Raw genomic sequence first — 17,557 nt, forward strand, 5'->3', positions numbered from 1 at the left:
AGCACCGGCGCGGGCTCGTCTCGTCCCTGATCTTCCGTGGTTCAGAAGGTGAGGACGTCAAAAAAGCAAAGGCAAGGAGAGATCTCTCCTTGCCTCTCTCAACTTATAGCGCACTGGGGGGCTTGCCGCAAGGCCCCGGTCACCGTGCAGAATCGTCGGCCGGTGCCACAACCTGCGGAAACGGGGAGCAAGTAGTGACCGAGCAGTACGTGCTGGACCTGCAAGACGTGGACGAGACGGGGGTCGCGGTCGTCGGCGGCAAGGGCGCGCATCTGGGCGGGCTGTCGCGGATCGAAGGCATCCGCGTACCGGATGGATTCTGTGTGACGACCCACGCCTTCCGCCGGATCATGGCGCAGGCACCGTCGATCGACGACCGGCTCGATGAGCTGTCGCGCACCAACCCGGACGACCGGGAGGCGATCCGCACGCTCAGCGCTCAGATCCGCCGGACCATTGAAGAGATGGCCGTCCCGTCCGATCTCGCGGCAGCGATCACCCGTGCGCTCGGTCGGCTCGGCGAGCAGGCCGCGTACGCCGTCCGGTCCAGTGCGACGGCGGAGGATCTGCCGACGGCCTCGTTCGCCGGCCAGCAGGACACCTACCTCAACGTGATGGGGCCGACGGCGGTCCTGCAGCACGTCACTCGGTGCTGGGCCTCGCTGTTCACCGAGCGGGCCGTGACCTACCGTCAGCGCAACGGCATCGATCCCCGCACGGTCCTCATGGCTGTGGTGGTGCAGAAGATGGTCTTCCCGGACGCGGCCGGCATCCTGTTCACGGCCGACCCGGTCACGGGCAACCGGAAGGTCGCCACCGTCGACGCCGGCTTCGGCCTCGGAGAGGCCCTGGTCTCCGGCCTGGTGAACCCGGACGTCTACAAGGTGCGAGGCGGCGAAGTCGTCACCAGGACGATCGCCGCAAAACAGCGTGCCGTTCAGGCCCTGCCGGCCGGCGGAACGCAGGAAGTCGCGATCGACTCACAGCGCCAGGAGCAGCCGGCGCTGACTGATGCGCAGGTCGTGCAACTCGTGCGGCTCGGGCGGCGGATCGAGGCGCACTTCGGGCGCCCGCAGGACATCGAATGGTGCCTGGACGACGACGGCTTCCAGATCGTTCAGAGCAGGCCGATCACCACGCTGTTCCCGGTCCCCGAGCGAGATGACCAGGAGAATCACGTCTATCTCTCCGTCGGCCATCAGCAGATGATGACCGACCCCATGAAGCCCCTGGGTATCTCCGTGTGGCAGCTGACGGCCATGGCACCGATGCTCGAGGCCGGCGGGAGGCTGTTCGTCGACGCCACCCGCCGCCTTGCCTCGCCCGCGAGCCGCGCGGCCCTGCTGGAGCTTGTCGGCAGAGGTGATCCGCTGATCAGGGACGCCCTGGAAACCGTCCTGGAGCGCGGCGATTTCATTCCGTCGCTCCCGGATACGGGTCCCGTCGGGCCGGCTGCCGGCGGTGCGTCCGCCCCGACCGAGGCCGATCCGGCGATCGTCGGCGAACTGATCGAGCGCAGCCGGGCGTCCATCGCCGCCCTGGAGCGCGACATCCGTACCAGGTCCGGACCGGCACTGTTCGAGTTCCTGCTGGAGGCCTTCGAGGAGCACAAACGAGTCCTCAGTGATCCTCTGAACATGCAGGCGATCATGGCCGGGATGGAGGCCACGTGGTGGCTCAACGACAAGCTGGAGGAATGGCTGGGCGAGAAGAACGCAGCCGACACGCTCACGGTGTCCGCCCCCGACAACGTCACCTCGGAGATGGGACTGGCACTGCTCGACGTCGCCGACGTGATCCGCCCGCATCCGGAGGTGGTGGCGTTCCTGCAGGGCGTCGAGGACGACGGCTTCCTGGACGACCTGGGGAAGCTCGCGGGCGGGGCCGAAGCGCGTGATGCCATCGAGGCCTACCTCGACCGGTACGGCATGCGCTGCGTCGGCGAGATCGACATCACGAGGCCGCGTTGGCGCGAGCGCCCCGGCACGCTGGTGCCCGTGATCCTCGACAACGTCAGGAACTTCGAACCGGGAGCCGCCGAGCGGCGCTTCGAGCAGGGACGACAGAAGGCGCGGCAGAAGGAACAGGAGGTGCTGTCACGCCTGCGGGCCCAGCCGGGCGGGGACCGGAAGGCCGAGGAGACCAAGCGGATGATCGACCAGGTCCGAGCCTTCATCGGGTACCGGGAGTACCCGAAGTACGGCATCATCAGCCGCTACTTCGTCTACAAACAGGCCCTGCTGGCGGAGGCCGACCGGCTCGTGCAGGCAGGTGTGCTCCCTGAGCAGGAGGACGTCTTCTACCTCACGTTCCAGGAACTCCACGACGTCGTGCGTTCGCACCAGGTGGATCACCGGCTCATCCAGCAGCGCAAGGACGCGTTCCGGACCTACCAGGCGCTCACACCGCCCCGGGTGCTCACCTCGGACGGCGAGGCCCTCACCGGGGCCTACCGGCGCGACGACGTGCCGGCCGGCGCCCTGATCGGACTGCCGGTGTCCGTCGGGACGGTCGAGGGAAGGGCACGCGTCATCCTGGACATGGCGCAGGCCGAACTCGAAGCGGGTGACATCCTCGTCACGCCCTTCACCGACCCCAGCTGGTCACCGCTGTTCGTCGGCATCGCGGGCCTGGTGACGGAGGTGGGCGGCCTGATGACCCATGGCGCAGTGATCGCCCGAGAGTACGGCTTGCCGGCCGTCGTCGGCGTGGAGCAGGCCACCCGCCTGATCCGGGACGGTCAGCGGATCCGCGTGCACGGAACCGACGGGTACATCGAGATCCTGCCCTGATGCCCCCTCAGCCGGTGTGAAGGATCCGAAAGCGATCGGGCTGCCCCGGATCCCGGTCGACGACCTGGATCGGGGGCTCGGCCCATTGCCACACGCCGATGCCCGGCACGCGCGAGAACCGGATCAGCCCGCGGGTGCCTTCGACTGCGACGCGCGGCCAGGATTCGGCGATGCGCGGCCGGTCCACGCCGTGCGAGCGCAGCACTTCGGCGAGGACGGCGATCGTGTCGTAGCCCTCGAAGGCGACGAAGGAGGGCGCCTCGGGCAGCCGTTCGCGAAGGGCCTTCTCGACCCGTGCACCGAGAGGGCTCAGCCGCTCGGGCAGATAGCGCAGAAAAGGCATCGCGGCGCCGTCGTCGCCCAGCAGCGTCGCCCATTCCGTGAACTCCGGTTGCCCGGCCGGAGCACCCATCATGATCCCGGCGAGGCGCCGGTCGCGGCGGACGGACCGGACGATCGGCACGGCCGGCTCCGGGTGGCCGACCAGAAGCAGCAGGGCCGTCGCGCGATGGTCGACGAGTTCGTCGCACACGTCCGCCGGGGTGCGCGCGCTCATGTCGAGCTCGATGACGGTGCCGCCGCGTGCAGCGAGGTACTCGCGCAGAATGCGGGTCCCGGTGGCCCAGTAGACACTTCGCTGGGTCGCCACGGCGATACGACTGTGGCCCGCGCCGAGGAGGAAGTCCGCGTAAGTCCGCCAGCCGCAGGACTGCGGCGGGGAAAGCCGCGCGACCCATTGCGTCGGCTGTTCGGTGAGCGCGTCGAGAACCGCTGACGAGCAGAGGTACGGCAGACCGAGGGCGTCGGCCCTGGCCGCAGCGGCGCGAGCGACGACGCCGTCCTGGTCCAGGAGGCGTCGATCGTCGCCGGAATGCGGATGCTTTTCGACTACGCCGGCCTGGTCGTCGAACCGTCGGCCGCGCTCGGCATCGCGGCCGTCCTCGAAGACCGTGACCGCTTCGCCGGCCGCCACGTGGTCACCATCGTGTGCGGCAGCAACGTCGACGTGGACGCCTATCACCGCTGGATCGGTACGGCGCCCGGCCGCGGGAGTTGATGCGGTGTCTGCCGGGCCGTACGACCCGGCAGACGTGCCCCGTCACACCCGCTCGGGATGTCGGACGACCGTGGTGCCAATACGTCGGAACATGCGGAAGGTCCTGCTGGATAGGAAGATCACCGCAGCCCGGGGAGCGGTCCCTGGCATCGGCGACCCCGACCGGCCCGCATTCAACGAGCCGGTCGAATGGTTGCCTTGGGCTCTTGTGGTAGTGATCGGACCACATCGGCCCCTCGGGGGGAGGTGATCGCGGGTCGGCCAATTCCCGTGCTTTTCGGCACCGTTGCCCGCTCGCCCGCCCAACACCCCGGCCAGGCTCAGGAGATGCCCGGCTCAGGGCTTTGTGTCACGCACTTCAGGCCGTGCCGGCACCGCCCTGCTGCACGGCCGCGACCAGGGTGTCCAGCTGTCCGCGGACTCGGGCGGCGGTGACGTGGTCGAAGTAGTCGCGGGAGCTGATGATCTCGCCGTCGCGTACCCGGAGGACGAAGATGCCGGGCAGCGCGAACGCCTCTCCGGTCTCTTCGACCGTTCCCTGGTACTCGAACTCGGCGACGATGACCTCGGGGTCGGTCGTCTCATGGATCGTGATGTTGGCGGCCCGGCGGTGCAGCCGGGGGCCGTCCTCGGTCGGCTTGAAGTGTTCGCGCAGTTCCTCGCGGGTGCGCAGCGCGGCAGCGCGGAGCGGGTCGAAGGGGTGCACGACATGGGTCTGCTCCGCGTACAGGTCGGGCAGGTTCTTCCAGTTGCCCTCCGCGACACCGTTCACGAGTGCGAGGAAGACCTCTCGTGGGCTGAGGACTTGGGGCATGGCACTCTCCTGTCGTCTGAGCCGGCGTGCGGTGGCATCGAAGTACTATCCGAAGTGCGGACTCCGATTATACGGAGTCGCGACTTCGGACAGCGGCGGATGAGTGAAAGCACGATGACCACCACGGACAGCCCACAGAACGGCGGCAGACGGCCGCAACGCGCCGATGCGCGCACCAACCGCGAGCGGATCCTGACCGTCGCCGAGGAGGTCTTCGGCAAGGGCGGCGAGTCTGCGTCCACCGAGGAGGTGGCCCGCCTGGCCAACGTCGGTATCGCCACGGTGTTCCGTCACTTCCCCACCAAAGCGGCACTCCTGGAAGCCGTCCTCGTACAGCGCTTCGACCGCCTGCGGGCGCAGGCCGAAGCGTTGTTGCACGCCACGGACTCCGGTACGGCGTTCTTCGACTTCTTCCGCCTCCTCGTCGCCGACGCGACCGGCAAGATCGCCATCGGCGAGGCCCTCCAGCAAGCCGGAGGGAACGACAGCGGCGACGCCGCCCGGGCATCGGACGGACTGCGCCGAGCCGTCGGTGCGCTGCTTCAGCAGGCCCAACGCGCCGGAGCCGTCCGGGACGACGCCGAACTGCCCGAGGTGTACGCCCTGCTCGTCGCCACCTCACGAGCCTCCGCACACGGCCGCCTCGAGGAAGAGGTACGGGACCGGATGCTGGCCATCGTCTTCGACGGCCTCGCCCCGCGCCGAGCCTCGCGGCGCAGGTGAGTGCGGGGGCACCCGGTGGTCCCAGCCGTTCAGACCTCCACGGGCTCCAGCGGAATCGTCGGGTACATCTCCGGTTCCTGGTCCGGGGCCAGAGCCGTGGGGCCGTAGATCCAGTCCATGTGTTCCTGAGGTACAACGGCAACCACGTACGCACCCACTACGGAAGGTCCCGAGCCCATGACCGGAACACGCCCCGTCCGCTGGGGTGTCCTCGCCACCGGTGGCATCGCCCATGCCTTCGCCGAGGATCTGCGCCTGATCCCCGACGATGCCGAACTGGTCGCCGTGGGCTCCCGCAGCACCGACGCCGCTCTCGGATTCGCCGACCGGCACGGCATAGCCCGGGCCCACGGCAGCTGGCAGGACCTGGCCGTGGATCCCGAGGTGGACGTCGTGTACATCGCCACCCCGCACTCGGCCCATCGCGCGGCGGCGGCGCTCTGCCTGGAGGCCGGGAAGGCGGTGCTGTGCGAGAAGCCGCTCACCCTCAACCTGGCCCAGGCGCAGGACCTGGTGACCATCGCCCGCAAGCGGAACGTCTTCCTGATGGAGGCGATGTGGACCTACGTCAACCCCGCCGTGCTGCGCATGCGGGAGCTGATCGCCGACGGTGCCATAGGTGAAGTCCGCTCCGTTCACGCCGACTTCGGCATCGACGTGCCCTACGACGCCACACATCGCCTGCACGACCCGGCCCAGGGCGGCGGCGCCGTGCTCGACCTCGGCGTCTACCCCGTCTCCTTCGCGCACCTGCTGCTGGGCGCCCCCGACGCCGTCTCGGCCTGGGCGCACCTGAACCAGGGGGGAGTCGACGACAACACCGGCATCCTGCTCGGCTACGACAGCGGAGCCGTCGCCGTGCTCTCCTGCTCCCTGGGCACCGAGACCGCACAGCACGCCTCGGTCAACGGCACCCTGGGCCGCATCGAGTTCGCCCGCGACTTCTTCCACGCGGGCGGCTTCGCCCTGCACCGCCAGGGCCACGACCCCGAGGAGATCCGCCTGCCGGACTCCCCGGGCAACGGCTACACCCACGAGGCACTGGAGGTGGCCCGCTGCCTGCGCGCCGGCCTCACCGAGTCGCCGTACGTCCCGCTGGACGGCACGCTCGCGGTCATGGCCACCCTGGACGCCGTACGCACGAGCATCGGAGTCCGATACCCGGGCGAGTGAGTCACCCCATCAGGCGGTATTTCAGGTGGGTCGCGAGCGGCTCGGCGCCGTCGCCTCCCGGGTTGTCGACGGCGATGTCGGTGCCGGACATGCAGCCGTCGAAAATGCGTTGAGCGGGGTGATCTTCGAGGGTAGTGTCCGGAACACCGTGACGCCGCGCGAGAAGTCGAGGAGGTGAGACCCATGAACGTTGCAGCTGTGTGGGTGCTCCCCCTCTTCGTCACGGGCGGGCGATCGATGTAGGTGTCGCCGGGAGCGCCTCGACAACAAGGCACTCCCGAAAGGCAACACCTATGCACTCTTTGCAGTTCACCGCCGAGTCGTCGTCGAACGGCATGGTCGAGCGCGACTTCACTCTGGGCGAGGTCCCCGGCGTCCTCTGGTCGCCGGCCTCCGGCGCCGAGCGTGCGCCCCTGGTTCTGATGGGGCACGGCGGCGGCAATCACAAGAAGCACCAGGCGATGGCGGGCCGCGCGCAGCTCCTGGTGACCGGCTGCGGCTTCCATGTCGCGGTCATCGACGCGCCCGGTCACGGCGACCGGCCGCGCACGAGGCACGACGAGCAGGAGATCGCCGTCATGCAGCGGGCGATGGCGGCGGGCGAGCCGGTCGGCCCGGTCGTCGTCCGCTACAACGCCCACCTGGCCGAGCGGGCCGTACCGGAGTGGCAGGCCACCCTGGACGCCCTGCAGGAACTGCCGGAGATCGGCACCGGCGGTCCGGTCGGCTACTGGGGGCTGAACATGGGCACCGCGATCGGCGTGCCGCTGACGGCGGTCGAACCCAGGATCACCGCCGCGGTCTTCGGCCTCCACTGGCCCGACGTTCTTGCCGAGAAGGCGAAGCAGATCACCATCCCGATCGAGTTCGACATGCAGTGGGACGACGAGCACATCCCGCGCGAGGCCGGTCTGGCGCTGTTCGAAGCCTTCGCCTCGGCGGAGAAGACCCTGCACGTCAACGCGGGCAGGCACAAGCAACTGCCCCGGTTCGAGGCCGACAGCGGGGTCCGCTTCTTCGCCCGCCATCTGCGCCGGGTGGCCACGTCACCGGCCTGACGTGACCCGTCCGAAGGGATGACGGCGTCCGGCCATGCGCCGGGCGTCGACGGCGGCACACCCCTCGTACCCTGATCCCGTGTCCACCTCCCGCCTCCACCGCGTCGCCGTCCTGGTCCTCGAAGGTGCGAAGCCCCTCGATGTCGGCATTCCCGCGCAGGTGTTCACGACCCGCGCGAGCATGCCGTACGAGGTGCGGGTGTGCGGGGCGGCACCCGGTCTTGTGACCGGCGGCGACGGGCTGGCGTACCACGTCGCCGACGGGCTCGACGCGCTTGCGTGGGCCGACATCGTGTTCGTGCCGGGCTACCGGTTCCCGGACCGCGAGGACCCGCCGCCGGCCGTCGTCGACGCGCTGATCGCCGCCCATGAGCGGGGCGCGCGCCTCGCCGCCATCTCCACCGGTGCCTTCGCGCTCGCGGCGACCGGCCTGCTCGACGGCAAACGCGCCACGACGCACTGGCACTACACGCGGGCCCTCGCGGAGAAGCATCCGCTGGTCCAGGTCGACGAGAACGTCCTGTTCGTCGACGAGGGCAGCGTCCTCACCTCGGCCGGCGCCGCCTCCGGCATCGACCTGTGCCTGCACATCCTGCGCGGCGACCTCGGCGTGGCCGCCTCCAACCACGCGGCCCGGCGCCTGGTCGCAGCCCCCTACCGCAGCGGCGGCCAGGCGCAGTACGTGCCGCGCAGCGTGCCCGAACCGCTCGGCGAGCGCTTCGCCGCCACCCGCGAGTGGGCCCTGCACCGGCTCGACGAACCCCTCAGCCTCGACACCCTCGCCCAGCACGCCGCGGTCTCACCGCGCACCTTCTCGCGGCGCTTCGCCGAGGACACCGGATACACGCCCATGCAGTGGGTCATGCGCGCCCGCATCGACCTGGCCCGTGAGCTGCTCGAACGCTCCGAGCGCAGTGTCGAGCAGATCGCGAACGACGTGGGTCTGGGCACCGGCGCCAATCTCCGCATGCACTTCCAGCGCATCCTCGGGACCACGCCGAGCGAGTACCGGCGCACCTTCACCCGCGGCGAATAGGCGCCCCCCGGGCGCCCTGGCGCGATCCTTTCGAACCATGGCGCTCACGCCACGGCCGCCCACGGACCCTGCACGCGAGGGTGGTGGTGAACCCAGACGAGCCGCAGAGACACCAAGGGGTATTCATGACTCGCGTCGCCATCAACGGATTCGGCCGCATCGGACGCAATGTGCTGCGCGCCCTGCTGGAACGCGACAGCACCATCGAGATCGTCGCCGTCAACGACCTCACCGAGCCCGCCACCCTCGCCCGGCTGCTCGCCTACGACTCCACGGCCGGGCGGCTCGGCCGCCCCGTGACCGTCGACGGCGACACCCTCGTCGTCGACGGCCGGCGCATCAAGGTCCTCGCCGAACGCGACCCGGCACAGCTGCCCTGGGCCGAACTCGGCGTGGATGTCGCCCTGGAGTCCACCGGCCGCTTCACCTCGGCCAAGGCCGCCCGCGCCCACCTTGACGCCGGCGCGAAGAAGGTCCTGGTCAGCGCACCCTCGGACGGGGCCGACGTCACCCTCGCCTACGGCGTCAACACCGACGCGTACGACCCCGAGCTGCACACCATCGTCTCGAACGCCTCCTGCACGACCAACGCGCTCGCCCCGCTCGCCGCGGTCCTCGACGAACTCGCCGGCATCGAGCACGGCTTCATGACCACCGTGCACGCCTACACCCAGGAGCAGAACCTCCAGGACGGCCCGCACCGCGACGCCCGGCGCGCCCGCGCCGCCGGCATCAACATCGTGCCCACCACGACGGGCGCCGCCAAGGCGATCGGCCTCGTGCTGCCCGGCCTCGACGGCAAGCTGTCGGGCGACTCGATCCGCGTGCCCGTCCCGGTGGGCTCGATCGTCGAGCTCAACACCACGGTCGCCCGCGACGTCACCCGCGACGACGTGCTGGCCGCCTACCGTGCCGCTGCCGAGGGCCCGTTGGCCGGCGTCCTCGAGTACTCCGACGACCCGCTGGTGTCGTCGGACATCACCGGCAACCCGGCCTCCTCGATCTTCGACTCGGCCCTCACCCGCGTCGACGGCCGCCACATCAAGGTGGTCGCCTGGTACGATAACGAGTGGGGCTTCTCCAACCGGGTGATCGACACGCTGGAGCTCCTCGCCGCCGGCTGACCGGCCCACGGTCTGCGGTCGCCAAGCAGTGCATGGTCCGCCTCGGCCTTCGCCGACCTGAAGCCCACGACATCTTTGAGGGCCGGTCGTCGCGACCGGCCCTCAAAGGGCTGTCTCAGGGCTTCCGCGCCACCCCGCAGAATTGCGTCACATCGACGATCTCACCGACCTCGGGCTGTTCCGCGCGCCAGCGCGAGCAGGACACCACGCCCGGCTCCAGCAGGTCCAGACCGTCGAAGAAGCGCAGCAGCTGCTCACGGCTGCGGAGTTTCATCGGCGCCGAGCCCTGCTCGTTCCAGCCGGCCACGGCCGCCGTCATGGCCTCGGTGTGGACCTCGGCGGTGGGATGGGCGAGCGCCAGATAGCTGCCGGAGGGCAGGGCGGCGACGAGCCGGTCGACGATCTCGTACGCCTGCTCGTCGTCGCTCACGAACTGCATGATGCCCAGCAGCATGAGCGCCACCGGCTGCTTGAAGTCCAGCGTCCGGGCGGCGCCTTCGAGGATCGGGCCGGGTGCGTGGACGTCGCCGTCCAGATAGTCCGTGACGCCCTCGGGGCTGCTGGTGAGCAGCGCCTGGGCGTGCACCAGGACCAGGGGGTCGTTGTCGACGTAGACGATCCGCGTCTCGGGGGCCAGCCGCTGGGCGACCTCGTGCGTGTTGTCCGCTGTGGGCAGGCCGGTGCCCAGGTCGAGGAACTGGCGGATGCCCGCCTCACCGACCAGATGACGCACCGCACGGCCGAGGAACGCCCGGTCGGCCCGGGCGGAGTCGACGATCTCCGGGAAGTACTCCAGCACCTGGTCGCCCATGGCGCGGTCGGGGGCGTAGTTGTCCTTGCCGCCCAGCCAGTAGTTCCACACCCGCGCCGAGTGCGGGGTGGTCAGGTCCAGCCGCGCCAGCACGGCCTCACGGTCGACGGCCGGTTCCTCGGTCATGACACGCTCCTCGTCCTGGACCGGCGGCCCCCTCGACCACCGCCCCCTCGCGCCTGTGGGCAAGCGACAACGTAGCGGGCGGTGCAAGTTCAGGCCACCGATTCCCGGATCTGACAACTGCCGCTCAGCTCTCAGAAGTACCGTGCCTCCGCAGGGCAGCCGGACGCCCCGTCCAGCAGGCCGTCGTCGTCCCGCCCGCGCAGCCAGCGGTCGAAGAAGGCGGCCACGTAGGCCCGTTGGGTGGTGATCGCGTGCCGCGGGGCGATGGTGCCGATGTTCTCGACCAGGGTCTTGCGGGGCAGGCCGAGCCCCCGGGCGATCTGCGGGATCATGGCTTCGGCGTCGGTGTACGTGGCGTGCTGCGCGCCCCGCAGGCTCAGGCCCCGGTGCCAACCGGGGCTGTTCCGCCACAGGGCTCGCCAGGACGGCACCGTGCCAAGGTCGTTGCCGTCCTTGCCGATCAGCAGGAAGGGGCGGTCGAGACCCTCGGCGGCGACGGTGGACAGGTTGCCCGGGGTGCTGTCTTCCTGGACGTACGCGAGGACACCGTCCAGGTCGGCCGCTGCTGCGATGCGCGGGTCGTCGTGCATGGTCTGCAGGGCGGTGAAGCCTCCTGCCGACTGGCCGAACATGCCGATGCGGCCGAAGTCCAGTCTGCCGTGCAGGACTTGGGGCAGCGCGCTCGGCAGTGCGTCGAGGAGGAAGCGGGTGTCGGCCACCCGTACGTCCATGGTCTTCCGCAACAGGGCGGTGATGCGCTGCTGGTCCGGGTACGCCTTGGCGAACTCTTCGGGCAGAACCGAGCGTTCGACGCGGCCGCCGGGGAACTCGACGGCGCCGGCGTCATAGGTGTGATCGAGGGTCACCACAGCGTATCCCCGGGAGGCGAGGTCGTCGCAGAGCGTGGTGCCCAGGGAGCGCGGGTCCCCGGCACCGGGGGAGTAGCAGACGACCGGGAACGGGCCACCGTCCCGGGCGACCGGGGCGCCTTGGTGGGCGTGCGTGCGGGTGGCGGCCCAGTCGACGCGACTGCTCGGCACATCGATGAAGCTGTTCAGGGCCGCGAACCCGGCGGCCTCGCCGGAAAGCATCTGTGGGGCGGACGGAAACCCGTCGGCGGTCCGGGCCGGATAGCGGATGCCGACCATGAGCTCCCGGTACGGCTGCGACGCGACCCAGGGATCGGCACGCGAGGCATCGACGAGCCGCAGCGAGACCGCCCCCACCGGGTTCGGCCCGCTGGGTGCGGGCAAGGTCAGCCGCACCGGCCCGGCCGTGCGCGGCTCGGCGGCCGCCGCTCGGGCCGGGACGGCGGACGCTGCGAGTGCCGCAATGGCCGACAGGATGGCGGCGCGACGGGTCGGCATGTTTCAACTCCCTTGTCTGTACGGGTGAGATGACCACGTCCAGACTTGTGGAGCGACCCGGTCGCCGACCATCCGGCAGGCCGGTCGATGCGCATGGGGGTTATCCCACAGACCCTTCTCACGTCTCACCCGGAGTGTGCCCGTGCCCGTGCTCGTGTTCCGCGGCGTCGGGGGAGCCGCCCATCATCCGCAGCATGGCCGGGCCGCCGGTGCGCCAGAACCGTACGAGCAGGGTCGCGGCCAGCAGCAGGAAGACGAGGTTGAGCCAGGTCGTGTAGTTCCAGGTGATCCCTTCCTGGGGGATGGTGGCATCGGCCTGGTCGGGGATCAGGCCGAGCCCGCCGAACGCGAACTCGACGACGTATCCGGCGACGGCCATCGCGGCGAAGAAGGTGCCCAGGAGGAAGACGGCCGTCCGGGCGCCGTAGTACTTCCGGTAGATGTTGAGGATGGGGAGGATCAGCAGGTCGGCGTAGATGAAGGCGATCACCCCGCCGAAGCTGATGCCGCCCTTCCACAGCACCACGGCCAGCGGCACGTTGCCGATCGAGCAGACGAACGTGGCGACGGCCACCAGCGGCCCGACCAGTGGGCCGATCAGTTTGGCGGCGAAGGGATGGTCCGTCAGGAAGAACGTGCGCCAGAAGTCGTCCGGCACCCAGGCCGCGATCGCCCCCGCGATCAGCAGCCCCGCCACCAGGTCCCGCAGGATCGCCGCCCACTCCATGACGAAGATGTGCGACACGGACGTGAAGCCGGCCCGGGAGAACAGCCGACGGGTGAAGCCGCCCTCCGCCCGTACCGACATGTCCATGGCCGCGTGGCCCTCCATCGAGCCCGCGATCCCGCGCTGCGCCTGCTCCCGCGCCCGGTTCAGCAGCCGCTCGCGCAGGAACAGGCGGAACAGCACGGCGAGTACGACGATCATGATCGGCCCGCCGACGAACTCGGCGGCGGTGAACTGCCAGCCCATGAGCAATGCGAGAATGACGCCGAGCTCGACCACCAGATTGGTGGAGGCGATCTCGAACGCCATCGCCGCCGTGAAGTTCGCGCCCTTGCGGAACAGCGAACGGGCCAGGGCCACGGCCGCGTACGAGCATGACGACGAGGCCGCCCCCAGCCCGGCCGCCAGGGTGAGCGTGCGCGGGCGGTCGTCACCCAGCAGCCGGGCGACGGTCGACCGGCGCACCACCGCCTGCACCACCGCCGACAAGGCGAAACCCAGGATGAGCGCCCAGGTGACCTCCCAGGTCATGGATCCGGCGATGGACAGGGCGTGGCCGATCGCTTCCACAGGGCACCTACTTCTGCTTCCGGCGGGTACGGGTGGGTTCGCTGCGATGTGCTGCTGTGCCGTCCTGCGTGTCCAGCGAAGCAGGTCGGTCACATACCGTCCATCGACGGCATCGGCCCCCGCAGCCCCGGTAGCAGCCAGTCCTGGAACGGGGCGAGCACGGCGAGCACGAGGAAGGCGACCCCCATGGCCCGCGCGAGCAGCGGACCGCGGATCCACAGTTTCTCGACGAAGATCACCACGGCCAGCCCGGCCATCGCCGCCACGTTCATCACGCCGAGCGGGATCAGGACGACCATCAGTCCCGCGCAGCAGCCGACGCAGTAGGTGCCGTGATGGACGCCCACCCGAAGATCTCGGGCCGGCCGGCGGAACCCGGCGTAGTGCACCAGGTGGCTCAGGGGGTCGCGGCAGTGCCGCAGACAGACGTGCTTGAGGGGGCCGAGCTGATACAGGCCCGCGAGCAGGAAGGCCGTCGCGCCGATCCAGCGTCCGGCGGTCGGACGGTCGTCCACCAGAGCGCCGGTGAGGGCCAGGGCCCCGTAGGCGAGCAGCCCGAAAGCGGTCCACACCAGCAGATACCCGCCGACGAACTCGACGGTGCGCACGGTCCGCGTCCAGCCGGAGGACTGCCGGCCGATGCCCCGCACCCAGGTGATGGCCACCGGTGCCATGGACGGCAGCATCATGGCCGCCGTCATCGTCACCCACAGCAGCAGGAACAGCGGCAACGCCATTCCCATCGTGCCGGGCTCGACCCCCATGTCCCGGGCCTGCCCGATGGTCAGTGCCCAGGCGGGAACCGCGATCAGGACGACCAGAAGCCAGGCGAGCGCCAGCTCCCGCGCCGGCAGCAGGCCCCCACCCGTTCCGGTCGGCGCGGGCGACCGGGCGGAGGCGGGGGCGGAAGTCCGGATGTGACGCATCGGCGTGCTCTCCTGCAGACACTCCCAGGAGAGCACGCCGCCGTAAGGGCCGCCAGCGCGGCGAAACCTCGGGGCAGACCGCCTCTTGCAACTTCCATAGCGGCACCATAAGTTACCTGTCGGTAGCAAAGGTGCCCGTGACGGCGAGAACCGTTTCCACCCCGACTGGATATCCGCCGTCGACGCCGCGCTGGACGAGGTGGAGAAGGCGCACGGGCCTCGCGCGCTGGTGACCGCCGCGACGGGCAAGTTCTACTCCAACGGGCTCGACCTGGACTGGCTGTTCGCACACGCCGACCAGCACCTGGACTACGTCGTCTCCGTGCACGCCCTCTTCGCGCGGCTGCTGGCCCTGCCGGTGGTCACCGTGGCCGCGCTGCAGGGGCACACCTTCGCCGCCGGAGCCATGTTCTCGCTGGCCCACGACTTCCGGGTGATGCGCGCAGAGCGCGGCTTCTGGTGCCTGCCCGAGGCCGACATCGACATCCCCTTCACGCCCGGCATGTCCGCCCTCATCCAGTCCCGCCTGACGCCGCGGACCGCGCACGAGGCCATGGTCACCGCCCGCCGCTACGGCGGGCACGACGCCCTGGCCGCGGGCATCGTCGACCACGCCGTCGACGAGGACGCCGTACGGACGACGGCCGTCGCCCTCGCGCAGCCCCTGGCCGCCAAGGCGGGCGACACGCTCGCCACCATCAGGGCCCGTATGTACGCACCTGCCCTCGCCGCCCTGCGCGACACGGTCAACCCCCTGGGGTGACCGCGTGCACTCAGCCGCCTCCGCCCGTGGGTGGAGGCCTCTCCATCGACCCGTGGGTGGTGGTGATCCGCTGGGTGCGCGGAGCACGCTTGAGGCATGGGTTCTCTCCACTCGGCGCTCGTCACTCTCACCGGTGTCTGCGTCCTGGTCTTCGTCGCGGCCTGGATCGTGGGCGCCGTCTACTTCGGCGTGCAGAGCCGGACCGGCCTGCGCGGTTGGGTGCACGGGCTTCGACACACGTTGCCTCGCCGGCTGCTGCTGACAGCGGGCGCCCTCGCCCTCTCCATGCTGGTCCGTCACTCGCGTGGCTTCTGGCACCATCTGCAGTTCTGGCAGCCCGAACTCGCCCTCCTGGGCGCTCTGCTGGCCGTCGCCTCCACCGCGCTGCTGCTGTGGGCCCGCTGGGTTCTGGGCACGATGTGGGCCGGCGTCCCCATGGTGCGGGACCATCACGAGCTGCGCACCGACGGCCCCTACCGGCTGGTCCGCCACCCCATCTACACCGGCCTGCTCGGCCTGATCGCCGGCTCCATGCTCGCCTGTGGCTTCGGCGTCTGGATCGCCTTGATGGTGGTCTCCATACCGTGGTTGCTGCGCCGGGTCCGGATCGAGGACGCCCTCATGGCCGGCCGGTTCGGCACGTCTTACGACGCCTACCGCGCTCGAGTCCCGGCGCTGATCCCTCATCTACGCCGATGACGGTTCTCGCCGGCGGATGGCGTGCTCGGTGCGGGCCCTGTCGTGCGCCTGCCGTGCCGGTCGTCACGGCGGGGCATCGCTGACGATGGCGAGCCGGTCCACCAGCAGTTCCACCCGCTGCTCGGTGTCCCCCGGCGGCAGCCGCCCCTCACGGGTCAGGGTGGCAAGGCCGTGCAGGGCCGCCCAGAACGTCTCGGTGTACAGCCCCGGGTCGACGCCGTCCCCGGCGACCCCGCCCAGGGTCTCCAGCAGGGCGGCGAAGGCGTCTTTCAGCGGCTCGGGAGTGTCCTCCTGCGCGTACGCGAGGCCGCCGTCGAGCTGGAACAAGGCGTCGTAGACCGCCGGGTTGCGCTCGGCGAAGGCCAGGTAGGCGTGGGCCAGTGCGGCGACCCGCGCGCGCGGGCCCTTCGCGGCGGAGGTAGCGGCCCGCACCGCCGCGGCCAGCTCGGCGGCGCCCTCGAGGGCGACGGCGCCGATGATCTCGCGCTTGCCGCGGAAGTGGCTGTAGAGGACGGGCTGGCTGTATTCGATGCGCTCGGCGAGCCGGCGGGTGGTGACCGCGTCCCAGCCCTGCTGCTCTGCGAGTTCGCGGGCTGTCGCCACGATGAGGCGCTCGCGCTCCGCCCGTTCGCGCTGCTTGCGTTCCTGTACCGACATGATTCGAATCCTAGCACCGCTAGACAACCGAGCGGCAGTAGTACTAGCGTTGCCTCATCAGCTAGCAACGCTAGATTTCAGGAGGAGTCATCATGCTCGCCGCACTCGAGGTCTTCACCACCGTGGTCGTCGGCGTGATGGTGGGGGTGGAGTTCTCCGTCGCCTTCGTCATCAACCGGATCCTCGACGCCCTCCCGGAGGACAGCGGCCAGCTCGGCCATGCCCACGGGGGCCGGATGCTCGGCGCCGTCATGCCGTTCTGGTACATCGGCTCACTCGTCCTCGCCGGCATCTGGGCTGTCGCCAGGTGGCACCACCACGGGACCGGCCTCGTCGTCACCGCCGGTGCACTGCTCATCCTCAGCGTGATCATGTCGATTCTGCTGCTCGTCCCGATCAACAACCGGAACAAGACGTGGACCCCCGACAACCGGCCCGCCGACTGGAAGCAGCAGCTGAACCGCTGGAACCGCTACCACTACGTCCGCGTCGCCGTGCTCATCGCCGCCTTCGCCCTGCTGGTCGCCGCCCTCGCCTGACCCCGCGGGCTCACCCGCCGCAGGCTCCACGAAGCGCACCAAGCCGACGAAGACTCGCAAGCCGACGAAGACTCGCAAGGGGGAGAACAATGTCACTGAAGAAGATCAACACTGTCCTGGCCGCCGCCTTCATCCTCTTCATCCTCTGGTTCGGAGGGGAGTTCATCCTGAGCCCGGAGACGACGGCGCCGACCTTCGGCCTGCCGAGCTGGCCGTCCGGCGACGGCGGCGGATTCCTGATCATCAAGGGAATCCGCGACGTCGTCATGGCCCTGGTCCTGGCCATCCTGCTCGTCACGGGCCAGCGTCGGGCGCTGGGTTGGGTACTGATGGTGGAAGCCCTCGCCGCATACGGCGACATGGCCACCGTGCTGGCCCACCACGGCTCCGTGGCCACCGCGCTCGGCGTCCACGCCCTGACCGCGACACTCATGGTGGTCAACGGCCTGCTGATCATGCGCGAGACCCGCAAGGTGGCGGCCGCTCCGGCAACGACCGCCCCGCGACCCGCCTGACGCCATCTTGGTGCGTGGGCGGCGGCCTGGGCCCGTATCTGCGACGTACTTCCTCGCAGCGGACGCCCAGGCCTTGCCCA

The 17,557-nt window shown here is 70.1% G+C and carries 16 protein-coding genes and 2 pseudogenes; 11 read left to right on the top strand and 7 right to left on the bottom strand.

Annotated features, from left to right (window positions below; translation table 11 throughout):
* Positions 1 to 194 precede the first annotated feature (194 nt).
* Positions 195 to 2,792, top strand: coding sequence for a rifamycin-inactivating phosphotransferase (gene rph / locus ABD355_RS15875; protein WP_344401228.1), 2,598 nt, complete (start codon positions 195 to 197; stop codon positions 2,790 to 2,792).
* A gap of 7 nt (positions 2,793 to 2,799) precedes the next feature.
* Here rph and ABD355_RS15880 read toward each other — a convergent pair.
* Positions 2,800 to 3,630: pseudogene (locus tag ABD355_RS15880) on the bottom strand (ABC transporter substrate-binding protein); the annotation flags it as partial.
* A gap of 33 nt (positions 3,631 to 3,663) precedes the next feature.
* Between ABD355_RS15880 and ABD355_RS15885 the strand changes: the two are divergent.
* Entirely contained in the window at positions 3,664 to 3,849 is a 186-nt protein-coding gene (locus ABD355_RS15885) for a hypothetical protein (protein ID WP_425585744.1), read from the top strand.
* Between the two features lie 358 nt (positions 3,850 to 4,207).
* Here ABD355_RS15885 and ABD355_RS15890 read toward each other — a convergent pair whose 3' ends face one another.
* On the bottom strand, positions 4,208 to 4,663 hold the full coding sequence (locus ABD355_RS15890) for a nuclear transport factor 2 family protein (RefSeq protein ID WP_344400935.1): 456 nt from the start codon (positions 4,661 to 4,663) through the stop codon (positions 4,208 to 4,210).
* Positions 4,664 to 4,777: 114 nt separating this feature from the next.
* Here ABD355_RS15890 and ABD355_RS15895 point away from each other — a divergent pair, with 114 nt between their 5' ends.
* The 5 genes from ABD355_RS15895 to gap all read left to right on the top strand — a co-directional run bounded on the left by ABD355_RS15895 (position 4,778) and on the right by gap (position 9,777).
* A complete protein-coding gene (locus tag ABD355_RS15895) occupies positions 4,778 to 5,386 on the top strand; it encodes a TetR/AcrR family transcriptional regulator (protein ID WP_344400937.1) in 609 nt (202 codons plus the stop codon).
* 177 nt (positions 5,387 to 5,563) lie between these two features.
* Positions 5,564 to 6,559 (top strand): Gfo/Idh/MocA family protein, encoded by a 996-nt coding sequence (locus ABD355_RS15900; RefSeq protein ID WP_344400938.1) that lies wholly within the window; start codon positions 5,564 to 5,566, stop codon positions 6,557 to 6,559.
* Positions 6,560 to 6,852: 293 nt separating this feature from the next.
* A complete protein-coding gene (locus ABD355_RS15905) occupies positions 6,853 to 7,617 on the top strand; it encodes an alpha/beta hydrolase family protein (RefSeq protein ID WP_344400939.1) in 765 nt (254 codons plus the stop codon).
* Between the two features lie 79 nt (positions 7,618 to 7,696).
* A complete protein-coding gene (locus ABD355_RS15910) occupies positions 7,697 to 8,653 on the top strand; it encodes a GlxA family transcriptional regulator (protein ID WP_344400940.1) in 957 nt (318 codons plus the stop codon).
* Between the two features lie 125 nt (positions 8,654 to 8,778).
* Positions 8,779 to 9,777, top strand: a complete 999-nt coding sequence (gap, locus tag ABD355_RS15915) for a type I glyceraldehyde-3-phosphate dehydrogenase (protein WP_344400941.1) — start codon at positions 8,779 to 8,781, stop codon at positions 9,775 to 9,777.
* 115 nt (positions 9,778 to 9,892) lie between these two features.
* On the opposite strand, the gene ABD355_RS15920 is transcribed toward gap, so the two are convergent.
* The 4 genes from ABD355_RS15920 to ABD355_RS15935 form a co-directional block, all read right to left on the bottom strand.
* Positions 9,893 to 10,714 (bottom strand): SAM-dependent methyltransferase, encoded by an 822-nt coding sequence (locus ABD355_RS15920; RefSeq protein ID WP_344400943.1) that lies wholly within the window; start codon positions 10,712 to 10,714, stop codon positions 9,893 to 9,895.
* Positions 10,715 to 10,845: 131 nt separating this feature from the next.
* On the bottom strand, positions 10,846 to 12,081 hold the full coding sequence (locus ABD355_RS15925) for an alpha/beta hydrolase family protein (protein ID WP_344400944.1): 1,236 nt from the start codon (positions 12,079 to 12,081) through the stop codon (positions 10,846 to 10,848).
* 118 nt (positions 12,082 to 12,199) lie between these two features.
* Positions 12,200 to 13,378 carry a permease gene (locus ABD355_RS15930; RefSeq protein ID WP_344400945.1) on the bottom strand — a complete coding sequence of 393 codons (1,179 nt, stop codon included), beginning with the start codon at positions 13,376 to 13,378 and terminating at the stop codon, positions 12,200 to 12,202.
* Between the two features lie 89 nt (positions 13,379 to 13,467).
* Positions 13,468 to 14,304: a DUF2182 domain-containing protein gene (locus ABD355_RS15935; protein WP_344400947.1), complete on the bottom strand. Its 837-nt coding sequence runs from the start codon at positions 14,302 to 14,304 to the stop codon at positions 13,468 to 13,470.
* A gap of 139 nt (positions 14,305 to 14,443) precedes the next feature.
* Here ABD355_RS15935 and ABD355_RS15940 point away from each other — a divergent pair.
* Positions 14,444 to 15,067, top strand: a pseudogene (locus ABD355_RS15940) (enoyl-CoA hydratase-related protein); the annotation flags it as partial.
* A 96-nt stretch (positions 15,068 to 15,163) separates the two neighbouring features.
* Positions 15,164 to 15,766 (top strand): methyltransferase family protein, encoded by a 603-nt coding sequence (locus tag ABD355_RS15945; RefSeq protein ID WP_344400948.1) that lies wholly within the window; start codon positions 15,164 to 15,166, stop codon positions 15,764 to 15,766.
* 63 nt (positions 15,767 to 15,829) lie between these two features.
* On the opposite strand, the gene ABD355_RS15950 is transcribed toward ABD355_RS15945, so the two are convergent.
* Positions 15,830 to 16,423, bottom strand: coding sequence for a TetR/AcrR family transcriptional regulator (locus tag ABD355_RS15950; RefSeq protein WP_344400949.1), 594 nt, complete (start codon positions 16,421 to 16,423; stop codon positions 15,830 to 15,832).
* 92 nt (positions 16,424 to 16,515) lie between these two features.
* Here ABD355_RS15950 and ABD355_RS15955 point away from each other — a divergent pair, with 92 nt between their 5' ends.
* Both ABD355_RS15955 and ABD355_RS15960 read left to right on the top strand, forming a co-directional pair.
* The gene (locus tag ABD355_RS15955) at positions 16,516 to 16,962 is read left to right on the top strand and encodes an anthrone oxygenase family protein (RefSeq protein WP_344400950.1); all 447 of its coding nucleotides are present in this window, start codon (positions 16,516 to 16,518) and stop codon (positions 16,960 to 16,962) included.
* Positions 16,963 to 17,051: 89 nt separating this feature from the next.
* Positions 17,052 to 17,477 (top strand): DUF4267 domain-containing protein, encoded by a 426-nt coding sequence (locus ABD355_RS15960; RefSeq protein WP_344400951.1) that lies wholly within the window; start codon positions 17,052 to 17,054, stop codon positions 17,475 to 17,477.
* The last annotated feature ends 80 nt before the right edge of the window (positions 17,478 to 17,557 follow it).

The organism is Streptomyces longisporus (assembly GCF_039532765.1).
GTDB classification, from domain to species: domain Bacteria; phylum Actinomycetota; class Actinomycetes; order Streptomycetales; family Streptomycetaceae; genus Streptomyces; species Streptomyces longisporus.

What these genes read in the sequence shown, in the direction of transcription:
- ABD355_RS15885 (WP_425585744.1), top strand. Translation starts at nt 3,664, where the DNA reads ATGCGGATGCTTTTCGACTACGCCGGCCTGGTCGTCGAACCGTCGGCC.
- ABD355_RS15920 (WP_344400943.1), bottom strand. Translation starts at nt 10,714, where the DNA reads ATGACCGAGGAACCGGCCGTCGACCGTGAGGCCGTGCTGGCGCGGCTG.
- ABD355_RS15945 (WP_344400948.1), top strand. Translation starts at nt 15,164, where the DNA reads ATGGGTTCTCTCCACTCGGCGCTCGTCACTCTCACCGGTGTCTGCGTC.
- gap (WP_344400941.1), top strand. Translation starts at nt 8,779, where the DNA reads ATGACTCGCGTCGCCATCAACGGATTCGGCCGCATCGGACGCAATGTG.
- ABD355_RS15925 (WP_344400944.1), bottom strand. Translation starts at nt 12,081, where the DNA reads ATGCCGACCCGTCGCGCCGCCATCCTGTCGGCCATTGCGGCACTCGCA.
- ABD355_RS15955 (WP_344400950.1), top strand. Translation starts at nt 16,516, where the DNA reads ATGCTCGCCGCACTCGAGGTCTTCACCACCGTGGTCGTCGGCGTGATG.
- ABD355_RS15950 (WP_344400949.1), bottom strand. Translation starts at nt 16,423, where the DNA reads ATGTCGGTACAGGAACGCAAGCAGCGCGAACGGGCGGAGCGCGAGCGC.
- ABD355_RS15960 (WP_344400951.1), top strand. Translation starts at nt 17,052, where the DNA reads ATGTCACTGAAGAAGATCAACACTGTCCTGGCCGCCGCCTTCATCCTC.
- ABD355_RS15895 (WP_344400937.1), top strand. Translation starts at nt 4,778, where the DNA reads ATGACCACCACGGACAGCCCACAGAACGGCGGCAGACGGCCGCAACGC.
- ABD355_RS15890 (WP_344400935.1), bottom strand. Translation starts at nt 4,663, where the DNA reads ATGCCCCAAGTCCTCAGCCCACGAGAGGTCTTCCTCGCACTCGTGAAC.
- ABD355_RS15900 (WP_344400938.1), top strand. Translation starts at nt 5,564, where the DNA reads ATGACCGGAACACGCCCCGTCCGCTGGGGTGTCCTCGCCACCGGTGGC.
- ABD355_RS15935 (WP_344400947.1), bottom strand. Translation starts at nt 14,304, where the DNA reads ATGCGTCACATCCGGACTTCCGCCCCCGCCTCCGCCCGGTCGCCCGCG.
- ABD355_RS15905 (WP_344400939.1), top strand. Translation starts at nt 6,853, where the DNA reads ATGCACTCTTTGCAGTTCACCGCCGAGTCGTCGTCGAACGGCATGGTC.